The 14,488-nt window shown below is 66.5% G+C and carries 15 protein-coding genes and 1 pseudogene; 10 read left to right on the plus strand and 6 right to left on the minus strand.

What is annotated here, in order from left to right; translation table 11 throughout:
• Positions 1-478: 478 nt before the first annotated feature.
• Positions 479-1,387 (minus strand): LysR family transcriptional regulator, encoded by a 909-nt coding sequence (locus tag KPB06_RS00365; RefSeq protein WP_059582208.1) that lies wholly within the window; start codon positions 1,385-1,387, stop codon positions 479-481.
• A 121-nt stretch (positions 1,388-1,508) separates the two neighbouring features.
• Between KPB06_RS00365 and KPB06_RS00370 the strand changes: the two genes are divergently transcribed.
• From KPB06_RS00370 to KPB06_RS00380, 3 genes are read left to right on the plus strand one after another with little or no spacing between them, the layout of a single operon-like run.
• Entirely contained in the window at positions 1,509-2,222 is a 714-nt protein-coding gene (locus KPB06_RS00370) for a type 1 glutamine amidotransferase domain-containing protein (RefSeq protein WP_275905519.1), read from the plus strand.
• Positions 2,223-2,243: 21 nt separating this feature from the next.
• A complete protein-coding gene (locus tag KPB06_RS00375; protein WP_059641700.1) occupies positions 2,244-3,086 on the plus strand; it encodes a type 1 glutamine amidotransferase domain-containing protein in 843 nt (280 codons plus the stop codon).
• A gap of 59 nt (positions 3,087-3,145) precedes the next feature.
• Positions 3,146-3,940 (plus strand): SDR family NAD(P)-dependent oxidoreductase, encoded by a 795-nt coding sequence (locus KPB06_RS00380; RefSeq protein WP_124860256.1) that lies wholly within the window; start codon positions 3,146-3,148, stop codon positions 3,938-3,940.
• Between the two features lie 18 nt (positions 3,941-3,958).
• Here KPB06_RS00380 and KPB06_RS00385 read toward each other — a convergent pair whose 3' ends face one another.
• The 4 genes and pseudogenes from KPB06_RS00385 to KPB06_RS00400 form a co-directional block, all read right to left on the minus strand.
• A complete protein-coding gene (locus tag KPB06_RS00385) occupies positions 3,959-4,195 on the minus strand; it encodes a hypothetical protein (RefSeq protein ID WP_275905258.1) in 237 nt (78 codons plus the stop codon).
• 22 nt (positions 4,196-4,217) lie between these two features.
• Positions 4,218-4,393: pseudogene (locus KPB06_RS00390) on the minus strand (amidohydrolase family protein); the annotation flags it as partial.
• 24 nt (positions 4,394-4,417) lie between these two features.
• On the minus strand, positions 4,418-5,293 hold the full coding sequence (locus KPB06_RS00395; RefSeq protein ID WP_059581993.1) for an SDR family NAD(P)-dependent oxidoreductase: 876 nt from the start codon (positions 5,291-5,293) through the stop codon (positions 4,418-4,420).
• 152 nt (positions 5,294-5,445) lie between these two features.
• Positions 5,446-6,024, minus strand: a complete 579-nt coding sequence (locus KPB06_RS00400; RefSeq protein WP_226223602.1) for a TetR/AcrR family transcriptional regulator — start codon at positions 6,022-6,024, stop codon at positions 5,446-5,448.
• A 200-nt stretch (positions 6,025-6,224) separates the two neighbouring features.
• Here KPB06_RS00400 and zwf point away from each other — a divergent pair, with 200 nt between their 5' ends.
• Positions 6,225-7,700: a glucose-6-phosphate dehydrogenase gene (zwf, locus tag KPB06_RS00405; RefSeq protein WP_059581987.1), complete on the plus strand. Its 1,476-nt coding sequence runs from the start codon at positions 6,225-6,227 to the stop codon at positions 7,698-7,700.
• A gap of 70 nt (positions 7,701-7,770) precedes the next feature.
• Here zwf and KPB06_RS00410 read toward each other — a convergent pair whose 3' ends face one another.
• Positions 7,771-8,712: a LysR family transcriptional regulator gene (locus KPB06_RS00410; RefSeq protein ID WP_275905259.1), complete on the minus strand. Its 942-nt coding sequence runs from the start codon at positions 8,710-8,712 to the stop codon at positions 7,771-7,773.
• 101 nt (positions 8,713-8,813) lie between these two features.
• On the opposite strand from KPB06_RS00410, the gene KPB06_RS00415 reads away from it, so the two are divergent.
• From KPB06_RS00415 to KPB06_RS00440, 6 genes are all read left to right on the plus strand, one after another.
• A complete protein-coding gene (locus KPB06_RS00415; RefSeq protein ID WP_226288803.1) occupies positions 8,814-10,016 on the plus strand; it encodes an MFS transporter in 1,203 nt (400 codons plus the stop codon).
• A gap of 28 nt (positions 10,017-10,044) precedes the next feature.
• Positions 10,045-10,368 carry a MoaF-related domain-containing protein gene (locus KPB06_RS00420; RefSeq protein WP_059641514.1) on the plus strand — a complete coding sequence of 108 codons (324 nt, stop codon included), beginning with the start codon at positions 10,045-10,047 and terminating at the stop codon, positions 10,366-10,368.
• A 16-nt stretch (positions 10,369-10,384) separates the two neighbouring features.
• On the plus strand, positions 10,385-11,335 hold the full coding sequence (locus KPB06_RS00425) for an LLM class oxidoreductase (RefSeq protein WP_275905260.1): 951 nt from the start codon (positions 10,385-10,387) through the stop codon (positions 11,333-11,335).
• Between the two features lie 149 nt (positions 11,336-11,484).
• Positions 11,485-12,291, plus strand: coding sequence for a 2,5-didehydrogluconate reductase DkgB (gene dkgB / locus KPB06_RS00430; protein WP_059581975.1), 807 nt, complete (start codon positions 11,485-11,487; stop codon positions 12,289-12,291).
• A 69-nt stretch (positions 12,292-12,360) separates the two neighbouring features.
• Positions 12,361-13,476 (plus strand): alkene reductase, encoded by a 1,116-nt coding sequence (locus KPB06_RS00435; protein WP_099318018.1) that lies wholly within the window; start codon positions 12,361-12,363, stop codon positions 13,474-13,476.
• Between the two features lie 19 nt (positions 13,477-13,495).
• Complete coding sequence (locus KPB06_RS00440; protein WP_099318019.1) at positions 13,496-14,458, plus strand: cyclase family protein; 963 nt, start codon at positions 13,496-13,498, stop codon at positions 14,456-14,458.
• The last annotated feature ends 30 nt before the right edge of the window (positions 14,459-14,488 follow it).

Genomic DNA, 14,488 nt, shown 5'->3' on the forward strand with positions numbered 1-14,488 from the left:
CTGCTTTCATGGATCCACCGCCATCACGTCAGTCGCGGAATTCATCGTTATCCTCGTTGCGTCGGTACGTTGACTTGTTTTTCTCCCGGCGCGCGCCGCACAAGGCGCGCGATTCGAGCAGCAGCAGCCGTGCACGCACGATGCGCCTACGCATCAGATATTCATGAGGCCGCGAGCCGTAGAACAAAAATGAAACTGTCACCGTTTGCGAGGTAAAGATGTCGCCTCGAGGCCCGGCGCCGGCGGTAAGCAGCCATCTTTGTAGCTCGCCAATGCGTCACCTCGCAACGCTCGTCTTCGTTCAGCACGAGTTCCGCCTTCGGTCGTCCCGTCGCCATGTTAACGTCCCACGTTCCGTTGACGTCAACATACTGCGTCAACATGGGCCAGTTACCGACGGAACGGGACGCTGGCATTTGACGACCGTGGCGCCGGCCCTTCCACCGCGTGCCACAGCGCAGAACGTATCGCAATCGCTTCAAGCCTCGCCCGTCGACGCGACCAACATGTCGATCAAGGTGCGGGACGCGGCCGACAGGCGGCGATGCGGTGCGTACACGACTGAAAACGGCCGTGTGCGCCCGCGCAGATGGGGCAATACCTCGACGAGATTTCCGGCCCGGATCCGATCCTGGACGATGAAGTCATAGGTCTGGCAGATACCGGCGCCACTCTGCGCCATCGACACGACACCGAGCACGTCGTCGGACACCGCGACATTCGAAGCCGGCAGCCAATCGATGTCGCGATCGCCGTCACGGAATACCCAGGGCGCGATACGGCCGCTGCTGGGCAGCATGAACGGCAAACAAAGATGGTGCTCCAGGTCGGCCACGTTTCCGGGCGTGCCGGCGTGGGCGACGTACTCGGGCGACGCGACAAGGCATAGCGCCGCATCCTCGAGCTTGCGCGCGACCAGACCGCTGTCCGGCAATTCGCCCAGACGGATCGCCAGGTCGAAACCTTCGGCCACGAGATCCACGTTCCGGTTCGCGATGTTCAACTCCACGCGAACGTGCGGGTGTTCCCGCGTGAAGCGTCGAAGCAGCGGCGGCAGACGATAGTGCCCGTACGTCGTCGGTACGCTCAGCCGGACATGGCCGGTCAACGTACCGCCGTGCCCCTGAATGGCCCGCTCGGCGTCATCGATCAGCAAAAACGCCGCGCGCGATTGCTCCAGATAGAGCCTGCCGTGCTCCGTCAGGCTCAACCGCCGCGTGGAACGACGCAGCAACTGCGTGCCCAGCCGGGCCTCCAGACGTGTGATGGCCCGGCTCAACACGGAAGGCGTGCTCCCCAATGCGACCGCACCGGCAGTCATCGAGCCTTTTTCGACCACCGTCACGAACGCTTCCACGTCACCGAGATGGTCGAATTTACGCGCCATCTTGTCCTCCAAAGAACAAAAGCTTTACTTTCGCGCCAGTTTATCTTCATCGATGAGCCAAATAAAGTGCGTGCGTCGTGACTGCATCGTCGAGTCACCCGTTGAAATCCAGGAGCACAGCATGAATGGCGAACATCGCGAGCGGCAGCATCTGCAGGTTCTATTCGTACTCACGAGCCACGCGAAGAAAGGCTCAACCGGCGAGCCGACCGGTTTCTATCTCGGCGAAGTGACTCATCCGCTGGCTGAACTGCACGCGGCCGGCATTCCCGTCGAATTCGCATCGATTCAGGGCGGCGAACCGCCGGTCGACGGGCTCGACCTGACCGATGAAATCAATGCGCGCTATTGGAACGACCGCGATTTCCGCGACGCGCTCCGCCACACGCAGCGGCTGGGCGACGTCGATGCGTCGAAGTATGCCGCTGTCTTCTTTGCCGGCGGCCACGGCGCGATGTGGGACTTTCCGGGCAATCCCGACGTGCAGAAAGTGACCCGCGACATTCATGACGCGGGTGGCGTGGTCGGCGCGGTGTGTCATGGGCCGGCCGCACTGGTCGACGTGAAGCTCGGCGACGGCACATATTTCGTCGCCGGCAAGAATCTGAGCGCCTTCACGGACGAGGAAGAACGGGCCGTCCAGCTCGATCGCGTTGTGCCGTTCCTGCTCGCGAGCACCTTGAAGCAGCGCGGCGCACTTCACCATCCCGTGCCGAACTGGACCGCCAAGGTCGTCGTCGACGGACGGCTGGTGACGGGCCAGAACCCGCAGTCGGCCGCCGGCGTGGGCGCCGCGATGCGTCATCTGTTGCTCGCCCGTTCACGACAAGCTTGAACCTTCCCGATGGAGAAAACGATGTATTCGATGCGCAAGCTCGCCGTTGCGGCAATGCTCGGCATTGCCGCGTACGGCGCTCATGCGGCCAACGTGCTCGTGGTGTTGTCGGATTCCGATCACCTCGACCTGAAGGATGACAAGGTCTTCGCGACGGGCTTCTACCTGAACGAGCTGATGCAGCCCGTGAAGGCGCTGCTCGATGCCGGCCATCAGGTGACCTTCGCCACGCCGGAGGGCAAGGCGCCGACGCTGGACGTCACGTCGGCCGACAAGATGTACTTCAACGGCGACGAGAACGCGATGCGCGACTATCGGGCCTTGCTGGACCGGCTACAAATCACGTCGCGCACGCATTCCCCGGTGATCAGCCTGTCGCGGGTGGAGCAGATCGGCTACGCGCACTTCGATGCCGTCTATGTTCCCGGCGGCCATGCGCCGATGCAGGACCTGTCGACCAGTGCCGCCGTGGGCAGATTGCTGGCCGACTTTCACGCGCGCGGCAAGACCACGGCGCTCGTTTGCCACGGCCCGATTGCGCTGCTGTCGACGCTGCCCGATGCGCCGGGCTTTGTACGAAAGCTCGCGGCGGGAAACGCGGGCGATGGCGACACGAAATGGATCTACGCCGGCTACCGGATGACGGTGATCAGCAACGCGGAAGAAGAGCAAGCCAAAGGGCTGCTCGGCGGCGGCGCGATGAAGTTCTATCCGCAGACTGCATTGCAGCGCGCGGGTGGAATCTACAGCAGCAACGCGGTGCCGTTTACCGCGCACATGGTCACCGACCGTGAATTGATCACCGGACAGAATCCGGCGTCGGCGCTGGACGTCGCCGGCGAAATGCTGAAGCGGCTCAAGTAGTCATGCCGTGCAATCGACCGGCAATGCCGGTTACTCGATGAGTAAAGGAGAAGCAAACCGTGGATCTGCAACTTGAAGGAAAAACTGCGATCGTCACCGGCGCCACTGCCGGCATCGGCATGGCGATCGCGCGAACGTTGGCCGCGGAAGGCGTCGCGGTCACGATCACGGGGCGGCAACGAGACAAGCTCGACGCAGCCATCGCGGAGCTCTGCGCTGCCGCGCCGCGCGGCAGCGTACGCGGCATCGTCGCCGACGTGAGCGGCGACCGAGGCGTCGCGGAGCTGATCGATGCACAACCGGACACGGATATTCTCGTGAACAATCTCGGCTACTACGAAGCCAAGCCGTTCGCGGAGATCACCGACGACGACTGGCTGCGAATGATCGACGTCAACGTGATGTCGGGTGTCAGGCTGTCGCGTCATTACTTTCCGCGCATGCTCGCGAAGAACTGGGGGCGAGTGATTTTCATGTCCAGCGAAGTCGGCGCCTTCACGCCGCCGGACATGGTGCACTACGGTGTCAGCAAATCGGCTCAACTCGCGGTTTCGCGCGGAATGGCCGAACTGACGAAGGGAACCGGCGTGACCGTCAACAGCGTACTGCCATCCGCCACGCGATCCGAAGGCATCGTCGCATATCTTCGCCAAACCGCGCCGCGGCCCGATATGACCGATGCGGAAATCGAATCGCACTTCTTCGACACGTATCGTCCGAGCTCGCTGATTGCCCGCATGATCGAGGCCGACGAGATTGCCGCGATGGTGGCGTTGCTCGCCAGTCCTCTGGGTGCGGCATCCAATGGCGCCGCGGTGCGCGTCGAGGGCGGCACCTACCGCTCGATTCTCTGAGATGGCACGCGAAGTGCATCAACGCCAGGCGATACCATCGAAGAACAGGCCGATCGGATAAGCGATACGCGGTTTTGGGTTGCCGTCTTTTTCGATGGCGAGCGAAGTCGCCGTCGCAACCCGTACCAGATCGTCGAAGCGGGTATCAGGTCGAATGGGCCTTGCGTTATGAGCACGACCGCGCGGGCGCTTGCGCCATCCGCCTTCAAACGTATCCCCCGATTGCGGGGGACATCGTTTTGTTGGCGGCGTCAAGTTTCGCGACATCCTCCCCGCGCTATGCGAATCCGTACAGCTTCGGGGATTGGTGACGAATATCCGTTGCTGCCAGTCCGCACGCCCGATCCAGCCCGCGATCACGTCCAGCATGTTTGCATCGTCGGGCTTGTCCATCTTCTGCGTGGGGTGCGGCCAGTCGGTGCCCCAGAGCATGCGCTCCGGCGCCATGTCGATGCCGCCGGCAACGAACCGCCCGGCTCAGCCAATTTCCTTCAACGCCCGCAGCCCGTCCGGCAGCACCGCATCCGGAAACTGCGTCGACAGCGTCGCATCCCGCCACCGCGCCGCCTCTTCCGCGCGCTGCCGTTCCGCCTGCTCGCAGACGAACAGCGCATCGCCGCCGAGCAGCAGGCGCAGCGGCACGTCGTCGCGGCGCGACAGGTCGACGATCAGCGCCGCGATCCGGGCGGGATCGCCGATCTCGTGGCCGCCATACGCGCCGAGCAGGTCGAGGATCTTCCCGACCGACGGTTGATAGTCGGGCAGCAGATCGTCGATGTCGCGCTTCGCCTGCGCGGCCCAGTCGGTGCGCATGCCGCCCGGTTCGAGCGTGCACACGCGCACGCCGAATGGCGCGGCTTCCTTCGCGAGCACGTCGCTGAATCCGCCGACCGCCCACTTCGCGGCCTGATATGCGGACAGTCCGGGCGTCGCCGTACGCCCGCCGACCGACGACACCTGGAAGATGTGCCCCGCGCGCTGCGCGCGCATCGTCGGCAGCACCGCGCGCGTGAGGTTGACCACGCCGAACAGGTTCGTTTCGATCTGGTCGCGGAAGGCTTCGGCGCTCATCTGCTCGAACGGCGCCGTGTGGCCGTAGCCCGCGTTGTTCACCAGCACGTCGATACGGCCGAACGCCGCGCGCGCCGCCGCGACGGCTTGCGCGGCCGCCGCTTCGTCGGTGACATCGAGCTCGACCGGCAGCAGCCGGTTGCCATACCGTTCGGCCAGATCGGCCAGTCGCGCGGGATCGCGCGCGCCGGCCACCAGCCGGTCCCCCGCTGCCAGCACCGCTTCCGAAATGGCGCGACCGAGGCCGCGCGCGGCTCCCGTTACCAACCAGACTTTCGACATTTTCCACTCCTTGATCGTGATGAAACCACCAAAATGAATGATTACTCACTCATTAATATGGGCGACGCATCGATCGTTCGTGACCTGCGTCGTCCTGCCTGAAACGCGCCGCCGTCGCCGCGGCACATGCCGCCACGACGCGAATACTAGACTCACACCGCGTGCAACACGGCCCACATCGCGCGAAACCCCGCTTCCCGGTAGGCATCGGCCCGCGCCGGATCGCGTGCGATCGACTCCATCGCCGTTTCCGCGATCGACGTAAACAACGCCGAGCAGAACGCATGCGCTTCGTCGCGGCTCAACGCGCCCGACGCGGCGACCTGTTCGCGCAGCAGCGCGCCGATCCCGCCGAAGCCTTCCGAGCCCGCGGCCCGATGCGCATCGTCGATGCGCCCGCTCACGCCCAACTGCCGCAGCGCGCGCCGTCCGTCCGGATTCGCGACGCCCCACGACACATAGCCGTTCCACGCATGCCGCACCGCCTGCTCGGCCGGCGCATGTTCCGGAAACCCGGTCATCATCGCTTCGCGCATGTCGGCCTTCAGGCTCACGTACAGCGCGTTCAACAACGCGTCCTTGGTCTCGAAGTACGTGAACACCGTGCCTTCCGCCACGCCGGCAAGCCGCGCAATGCGCGCGGTGGTCGCGCTCGCGCCGTCCTCGGCGAGCGCGCGCGCGGCCGCCGCGAGGATGGCTTCGTGCTTGTCGGGACTGCGCGGTCGAGCCACGGTCGATTCCTTTAATGAGTGAGCGCTCAATCATAATCGACCCATCATCGAAAATGCAAGCCCCGTTACATCGCGCGAACACAGACGCAAACCATCAAAACGGTGCACTATTAGCGTTTTGCCGTACCGGCGCCGGCCAACCGGCGCCCGATGCCCTCGACGTTCGTTTCACGTTCACCGTTTCAAACCGCGAACCTCCCATGACGAATCAGCCTTCCCAGACCGCGGCCGACCGGCCCGTCGACATGATCATTTTCGGCGGCGGCGGCGACCTGGCCGCCCGCAAGCTGTTGCCCGCGCTGTACATGGCGCACCTGCACTGCAATCTTCCGCCCGAGACGCGCATCATCGCCGTCGGCCGCCGCGACTGGGGCATCGACGGCTATCGCAAGTTCATGGACGAGCAGTCGCGCCCGTTCATCGACGCGAAGGCGTTCGACGCCGACGCGTGGGCCCGCTTCCTCGACCTGTTCAAGTACGTGCTGATCGACGTGAACGCGCCGGACGACTACCAGCGGCTCGCCGAAGCGGCGCGCGGCGAGGCCGTGCGTGTGTTCTACCTGTCGACGTCGCCGGAACTGTTCACGACGATCTGCGACAACTTGTCGGCCGCGCACCTCGTCGACGCGCATTCGCGCGTCGTCCTCGAAAAGCCGCTCGGCCACGATCTCGCGTCGGCGAAGGCGATCAACGACGCGGTCGGCAAGCACTTCGAGGAATCGCAGATCTACCGGATCGACCACTATCTCGGCAAGGAAACCGTGCAGAACCTGATGGTACTGCGCTTCGGCAACCCGATCTTCGGGCCGCTGTGGCAGGCGCCGAACATCCGCAGCGTGCAGATCACGGTCGCGGAGACGGTCGGCGTCGGCAGCCGCGCGGGCTTCTACGACCATACCGGCGCGCTGCGCGACATGGTGCAGAACCACCTGCTGCAACTGCTGTGCATCGTCGCGATGGAGCCGCCCGTGTCGCTCGACCCGGACGCGGTGCGCGACGAGAAGCTGAAGGTGCTGCGCTCGCTGCGGCCAATGTCGCTGTCGGACGTCGCGCGCGACACGGTGCGCGGCCAGTACACGGCGGGCGCCGTCGACGGCCAGCCGGTCAAGGGCTATCTCGAGGAAGACAACGTGCCGGCGGACAGCCGCGCGGAAACCTTCGTCGCGCTGCGCGCGCACATCAACAACTGGCGCTGGGCGAACGTGCCGTTCTTCCTGCGCACCGGCAAGCGGCTGCAGCGCCGCCAGTCGGAAATCGTGATCGAGTTCGCGGACATGCCGTTCTCGATCATCCCGACCGGCCCGCGCAATTACGGCAACCGCCTCGTGATCCAGCTCCAGCCGGAAGAGTCGATCCAGTTGCAGATGCTCGCGAAGGAACCGGGCAGCGGCATGAACATGGTGCCGGTGAGCCTGAATCTCGACCTGCAGCAGGCGATTCCGGAACGGCGCGCGGAAGCGTACGAACGGCTGCTGATCGACGTGATCCGCGGCCGCCTCACGCACTTCATGCGCCGCGACGAGCTCGAAGCCGCGTGGTCGTGGGTCGAGCCGATCCTCGACGGCTGGAAGCAGCTCGGCGACCGGCCGCGCCTGTACACGGCCGGCACGTTCGGGCCCGCGGCCTCGTCGGCGCTGCTCGCGCGCGACGGGATGTCGTGGGCCGAAGAGGCGTAATCGCAGCACGACGGCGTGCCGACGCGCGGCACGCCGGCTCCCGAAGGGCAGCGCCGCCTGCCCTGCGTCGCTACTGCGGCTCCATCCACGCGGCCTTGCGCCGCGCCCGCCCGTCACCGCCGCTGCCGCCGCCCAGCACCTCGATCAGATAGTCGACGAACGACGCGATCCGCGACGAGATCGCGGTATTGCGGTAGTACACCGCGTGAATCGGCTGCTGGACGTCGAGCGTCTGGCGCGCGAGCACCTGCACCAGCCGCCCCGCATCGCGATCCTGCGCGGTCACGAAATCGGACAGGCAGACGACACCCGTGCCCTCCAGCGCAAGCTGCCGCAGCGTTTCGCCGCTCGACGAATACACGTCCGGCTCGATGCGGTACGCTTCGCCGTCCGTGCCGAGGATCGGCCATACGTTCAGCGATTCGGGCTGCGTGAAGCCGAGCAGCGTGTGCTTGTCGAGATCCTCGACCTTGCGCGGCTGGCCATGCGCTTCGATATACGCGGGGCTCGCTAGGATACGCAGCCGGCTGTTGCCGATGCGCCGGCTGTGCAGCGTCGAATCCTTCAGCCGGCCGATCCGGACCGCGACGTCGGTGCGCCGCTCCAGCAGATCGGTGATGCCCTCGTTGCTGTTCAGTTCCAGCTCGACCTTCGGGAAGCGCTCGCGGTAGCCGCGCACGAGCGGCACGATCACGTGCAGCATGAACGGCGTCGCGGCGTCGACGCGCAGGCGCCCGGACGGCATCTCGCGCCGCGCGAGCATCTGCTCCTCCGCGTTCTCGACCGATTCGATGATCGCGCGCGCGTCCTGCAGGAACGCGCGCCCTTCCTCGGTCAGTTCGAGCCGGCGCGTGGTCCGGCGCAGCAGCGTGGTCTTCAGCTTTTCCTCGAGCCGCGCGAGCGTGCGGCTCGTCGCCGACACGGTGAGATCGAGCTGCTGGGCGGCCGCCGTGATCGAACCGGTATCGACCACGGCGGTAAAGGCCTGGAGTTCGTCGAGGGCGGTCTTCATTGTTGAGTTGAAATCAAAACAATTTGGTTTATAGACGAGTTTTTCAGCAAAAGTAAAGCCGGCACACTGCGATCCATTCCTACTGAAACCCGGATCCCGTCATGCCACTCGCGTTGCTTGCGCTGACCATCAGCGCCTTTGCCATCGGCACCACCGAATTCGTGATCGTCGGGCTGATCCCGACGATCGGCGCCGACCTCGGCGTCAGCCTGCCGTCCGCCGGCCTGCTCGTCAGCCTGTACGCGCTGGCTGTCGCCATCGGCGCGCCGCTGCTCACCGCGCTCACCGGCCGCGTGCCGCGCAAGGCGCTGCTCGCCGGGCTGATGGCGCTCTTCACCGTCGGCAACCTCGTCGCATGGCAGGCGCCCGGCTACGAATCGCTGATCGTCGCGCGCGTGCTCACGGGCCTCGCGCACGGCGTGTTCTTCTCGGTCGGCTCGATCATCGCGACCACGCTCGTGCCGAAGGAGAAGGCCGCCAGCGCGATCGCGACGATGTTCAGCGGCATGACCGTCGCGTTCGTCGCCGGCATTCCGCTCGGCACCTTCATCGGCCAGCACTTCGGCTGGCGCGCGACGTTCCTGATCGTCGCGCTGTTCGGCCTCGTCGCATTCGTCGGCGCGGTCGCCTTCGTGCCGCGCGGGCTGCCGCAAACGCCGCCGGCGCCGCTCGCCCGCCAGTTGCGCGTGCTGGCCCAGCCGCGCCTGCTGCTCGTCTATGCGATGACGGCGGTCGGTTACGGCGGCTCGCTGATCGCATTCACCTATATGGCGCCGCTGCTCGAACAGATCGCCGGCTTCACGCCGTCGCAGGTCAGCCTCGTGCTGGTCGGCTACGGCGTATCGGTCGCGGTCGGCAACGTGTGGGGCGGCAAGCTCGCGGACGCCGTCGGCCCCGTGAAGGCGCTCAAGCGGATCTTCCTGCTGCTCGCGATCGTGCTGCTCGCGCTGACCTTCACGATCCACGTGAAATGGCTCGCGGTGCTGACGATGCTCGCGTGGGGCGCCGTGGCGTTCGGCAACGTGCCGGGGCTGCAGGTGTACGTCGTCAAGCAGGCGCGCCACTTCGCGCCGGACGCCGCCGACGTCGCATCGGGCTTCAACATCGCCGCCTTCAACCTCGGCGTGGCCGGCGGCTCGTCGCTCGGCGGCCTGATCGTCGCGAACGTCGGCCTCGGCCACACCCCGTGGATCGCCGCCGTCGTCACGCTCGGCGCGTTTGCACTCACCGCGTTGAGCGGCCGTCTCGACCGCCGCCACGGGCTGCCGGAACGCACGGCCGAACCCGTCGAACTCGCGCACTGAACGTCACCTTTTCACAGGAGCCACCAGCATGAACGCATCGACCCAACGTCCGCCGTTCGCCGGCAAGACATTCGAAGTCCGCTACGACGGCCTCACCGCGCTCAACGCGTACGACGAGGACGGCCTTCATATGCGCTACGAGATCACCGAAGGCCCGTATGCGGGCGCGAAAGGTGAAGTCGAATACACGTGGCAGCGCGTGGCCGGCGAGACCTACGCGATCTCGTGGCAGGAAGCCGATCGCGCCACCGTCGTGCATGTCGACGACTTCGCCGCCGGCACGTCGCGCTCGTTCTTCACCGCGGCGTCGCTCGACTTCTACCGGCTCGACGGCAGCCTGCGCGCGGTCTGAACGGAGCAACCCGATCATGTCCCCCTCTCTCGACAAGCTCGCCGCCGGCGGCTTCAGCATCGGCGTCGAACTGCCGCTCGACAACGACTGGACCGCGTCCGGCAACGCGAAACGCCGGCATGACGGCCGCCACCCCGGCGTGCCCGACCTGGAAATCCACGCGGAGCTCGCGCAACTGGCCGACACGCTCGGCTTTCGCGCGCTCTGGGTGCGCGACGTGCCGCTGTACGACCCGTCGTTCGGCGACGCCGCGCAGGTGTTCGAAACGTTCTCGTATCTCGGCTACCTCGCCGGCATCACGCGCGACATCCTGCTCGGCACGGCCGCCGTCGTGCTGCCGCTGCGCGAACCGCTGCTGACGCTGAAATCGGCCGCGACGATCCAGGAACTGAGCCGCGGGCGCCTGCTGCTCGGCGTCGCGAGCGGCGACCGGCCGGTCGAATATCCGCTGTTCGGCCGCGACTTCGCGTCGCGCGGCGCGAACTTCCGCGACCAGATCGCGTTGCTGCGCGACGGCGCACGCGGGCATCTGCCGCCCGGCCTGGAAGTGCTGCCGGCCGCGCGCTCGCCGGTGCCGCTGCTCGTCGCCGGCCTCGCTCAGCAGACGCCCGCGTGGATCGGCGAGCACATGGACGGCTGCCTCGCGTATCCGGGCACGCCGGCCGACCACGCGCAGCGCGCCGCGAACTGGCGTGCGGTGGCCGGCGACAAGCCGTACGTGAGCTTCATCCACCTCGACCTCGCGGAAGATCCGCACGAACCGCTGCAGCGGCACCGCTTCGGCGCGCGCGCGGGACGCATCGCGCTGACGGAAGAACTCGCGGCGATGCGCGATGCGGGCGTGCGGCACATCGGCCTGCATTTCCGCCGCAACCGGCGGCCGCTCGACGAGACGATGGCCGAGATCGCATCGGACGTGCTGCCGGCGTTCCATTCGATCACGGATCCACAGGTGCGCGTCGCATAAGGCCGGCCACGGCCCACAAGCGCCCGCGACACGTTCAATATTTGATTTTAAGTCAAATATTTTTGACCTCTAAAGGCGTTTATTTCATCAGTCTCAAGCGCCAGAATGATTCGCATACCGCAACCGTTCCCCTCTTCCAGGAGCACACGATGAGCAAGATTCCGGCCTTCGGCCTCGGTACGTTCCGCCTGCAAGGCCAGGTCGTCGTCGACTCGGTCCGCAACGGCCTCGAAGTCGGCTACCGCGCGATCGACACCGCGCAGATCTACGGCAACGAAGCCGAAGTCGGCGAAGCGATCGCCGCGTCGGGCGTGCGCCGCGACGACCTGTTCCTCACGACGAAGATCTGGGTCGACAACTACGCGCCGGACAAGCTGGCGGCCAGCCTCGAGGAAAGCCTGCGCAAGCTGCGCACCGACTATGTCGACCTGACGCTGATCCACTGGCCGGCCCCCGGCAACGGCGTGTCGATCGACGCGTTCATGACCGCGCTGGCAGACGCGAAGGCGAAGGGCCTCACGCGCCAGATCGGCATCTCGAACTTCAACATCGCGCTGACGAAGGAAGCGATCGCGGCCGTCGGCAAGGACGCGATCGCGACGAACCAGATCGAACTGAGCCCGTACCTGCAGAACCGCAAGCTGGTCGAGTTCCTGAACGCCGAAGGCATTCACGTGACGTCGTACATGACGCTCGCATACGGCAAGGTGCTCGGCGATCCGGTGATCGGCGCGATCGCGCAGCGTCACGACGCGACGCCGGCGCAAGTCGCGCTCGCATGGGCGCTGCAGCTCGGCTACTCGGTGATTCCGTCGTCCACCAAGCGCGAGAACCTCGCGAGCAATCTGCTCGCGCAGACGCTGCGCCTGACCGACGAAGACATGGCGCAGATCGCCGCGCTCGAGCGCAACGGCCGCGAAGTCGACCCGGCCGGCCTCGCGCCGCAGTGGGACTGAGCGCGCCGCACCTTCATCCGACATGACCCGTCCGCAGCCCGCCGGCCGCGGCACCGACAGGAATTCACCATGACCCAGGACCCGCTTTTCCAACCGCTGCGACTCGGCGCGCTGACGCTGCCGAACCGCATCGTGATGCCGCCGATGACGCGTTCGCGCGCGAGCCAGCCCGGCGACGAAGCCAACGAACTGATGGCCGCGTACTACGCGCAGCGCGCGAGTGCGGGCCTGATCGTCAGCGAAGGCACCTATATCGCGCCGCTCGGCAAGGGCTACGCGTGGACGCCCGGCATTCACACGCCGTCGCAGGTCGCCGGCTGGCGCAAGGTGACGGACGCCGTGCATGCCGCGCACGGCCGCATCTTCGCGCAGCTGTGGCACGTCGGCCGACTGAGCCACACGAGCCTGCTCGGCGGCGCGCAACCCGTGTCGTCGTCCCCGCTCCAGGCGAAGGGCGTAAACGTGTTCATCGCCGGCGAGGACGGCAGCACGCCCGGCTTCGTGCAGGCCTCCGAGCCGCGCGCGCTGTCGGTCGACGAGATCCGCGAGATCGTCGGTCAATATCGGACCGCCGCCCGCCACGCGCTCGAGGCCGGCTTCGACGGCGTCGAGCTGCATGGCGCGAACGGCTACCTCGTGAACCAGTTCATCGACTCGAACGCGAACACGCGCACCGACCAGTACGGCGGCTCGCTCGAGAACCGGCTGCGCTTCCTGCGCGAAGTCACGCAGGCGCTGATCGAAGGGACCGGCGACGCGTCGCGCGTCGGCATCCGCCTCGCGCCGCTGACCACGCTGAACGGCTGCGTCGACGACGACCCGGAAACGACCTACCTCGCCGCCGCGAAGCTGCTCGGCGAACTCGGCGTCGGCTACCTGCACATCGCGGAAGCCGACTGGGACGACGCGCCGCTGATGCCGGTCGCCTTCAAGCAGCAATTGCGCGCCGCGTTCCCGGGCGTGCTGATCTATGCCGGCGCGTACACCGCCGAGCGCGCACGCGAAGCGATCGCCGCCGGCTGGGCCGACCTCGTCGCATTCGGCCGCCCGTTCGTCGCGAACCCCGACCTGCCCGAGCGGCTGCGCACCGGCGCCGCGCTCGCGCCGCACGATCGCAACACGCTGTTCGGCGGCGGCGCCCACGGCCTGACCGACTACCCGACGCTCGCGCAAGCCGCGGCGTAACGCGCGACAGGAGCCCCGAATGAAAGCAACGCTCGCCCGGCTCGTACTCGCCGCGATCCTGCCGTTCGCGGCCGCGCAAGCTGCCCACGCCGCCGCGTCGGCCGCGGCGGCCGACTGGTATCCGTCCGTCTATGGCGCCGATGACGAAATCGGCGCGGCCAACCTGCTGACGCCCGACGTCGTCAAGCAGGCGGTCGGCCTCGTGAAGGCCGGCAAGACCTATCCGCTGGCCGTGCCGGTGGACAAGCACCTGCCGGCGTTCCGCCATCGCAGCTTCCGGCTGTACAACGTGCAGGTCGGCCAGCAGGCCGGCAAGAGCCTCGGCCCGAACAAGTTCACGTTCAACGACGAACTCGTCAACGCGTGGACCGGCGTCGGCACGCAGCTCAACGGCATCGGCCACATCGGCATCGACAACGTGTACTACAACGGCAACCGGGCGGCCGATTTCGTGACCGTCGACGGCGTGAAGAAGCTCGGCGTCGAGAAGGTGCCGCCGATCGTCACGCGCGGCATCGTGCTCGACATGACCGCCCGCTACGGCAAGCCGATCGTGCCGGGCGGCACCGAATTCACGGTCGCCGACATCCAGGCCGTGCTGAAGCAGCAGGGGCTGACGCTGCGCAAGGGCGACGTCGTGCTGTTCAACACCGGCTGGCTCGAGCTGATCGGCAAGGACGACAAGCAGTTCCTCGACGTCGAGCCCGGCATCGGCATGGAAGCGGCGAAGTGGCTGGCCGATCAGGGAATCGTCGCGTTCGGCGGCGACACGTGGGCGTCGGAGGTCTATCCGAATCCGCACACGCGGGACGAATTCCCGGTCAACCAGTACATGCTCGCGAAGCGCGGCATCTACAACCTGGAGTTGATCGACAGCCGCGCGCTGGTGCGCGACAAGGCATGGGAATTCCTGTTCGTGCTCGGCCAGCCGTTGTACGTCGGCTCCACGCAGGTCAACATCAACCCGGTCGCGATCCGCTGATCGCGGGTCCGCTCCTTCGGCAATCGTGGC

It is taken from the genome of Burkholderia semiarida, from assembly GCF_029268935.1.
Lineage (GTDB): Bacteria > Pseudomonadota > Gammaproteobacteria > Burkholderiales > Burkholderiaceae > Burkholderia > Burkholderia semiarida.

What these genes read in the sequence shown, in the direction of transcription:
- KPB06_RS00365 (WP_059582208.1), bottom strand. Translation starts at nt 1,387, where the DNA reads ATGGCGCGTAAATTCGACCATCTCGGTGACGTGGAAGCGTTCGTGACG.
- KPB06_RS00370 (WP_275905519.1), top strand. Translation starts at nt 1,509, where the DNA reads ATGAATGGCGAACATCGCGAGCGGCAGCATCTGCAGGTTCTATTCGTA.
- KPB06_RS00375 (WP_059641700.1), top strand. Translation starts at nt 2,244, where the DNA reads ATGTATTCGATGCGCAAGCTCGCCGTTGCGGCAATGCTCGGCATTGCC.
- KPB06_RS00395 (WP_059581993.1), bottom strand. Translation starts at nt 5,293, where the DNA reads ATGTCGAAAGTCTGGTTGGTAACGGGAGCCGCGCGCGGCCTCGGTCGC.
- zwf (WP_059581987.1), top strand. Translation starts at nt 6,225, where the DNA reads ATGACGAATCAGCCTTCCCAGACCGCGGCCGACCGGCCCGTCGACATG.
- KPB06_RS00410 (WP_275905259.1), bottom strand. Translation starts at nt 8,712, where the DNA reads ATGAAGACCGCCCTCGACGAACTCCAGGCCTTTACCGCCGTGGTCGAT.
- KPB06_RS00415 (WP_226288803.1), top strand. Translation starts at nt 8,814, where the DNA reads ATGCCACTCGCGTTGCTTGCGCTGACCATCAGCGCCTTTGCCATCGGC.
- KPB06_RS00420 (WP_059641514.1), top strand. Translation starts at nt 10,045, where the DNA reads ATGAACGCATCGACCCAACGTCCGCCGTTCGCCGGCAAGACATTCGAA.
- KPB06_RS00425 (WP_275905260.1), top strand. Translation starts at nt 10,385, where the DNA reads ATGTCCCCCTCTCTCGACAAGCTCGCCGCCGGCGGCTTCAGCATCGGC.
- dkgB (WP_059581975.1), top strand. Translation starts at nt 11,485, where the DNA reads ATGAGCAAGATTCCGGCCTTCGGCCTCGGTACGTTCCGCCTGCAAGGC.
- KPB06_RS00435 (WP_099318018.1), top strand. Translation starts at nt 12,361, where the DNA reads ATGACCCAGGACCCGCTTTTCCAACCGCTGCGACTCGGCGCGCTGACG.
- KPB06_RS00440 (WP_099318019.1), top strand. Translation starts at nt 13,496, where the DNA reads ATGAAAGCAACGCTCGCCCGGCTCGTACTCGCCGCGATCCTGCCGTTC.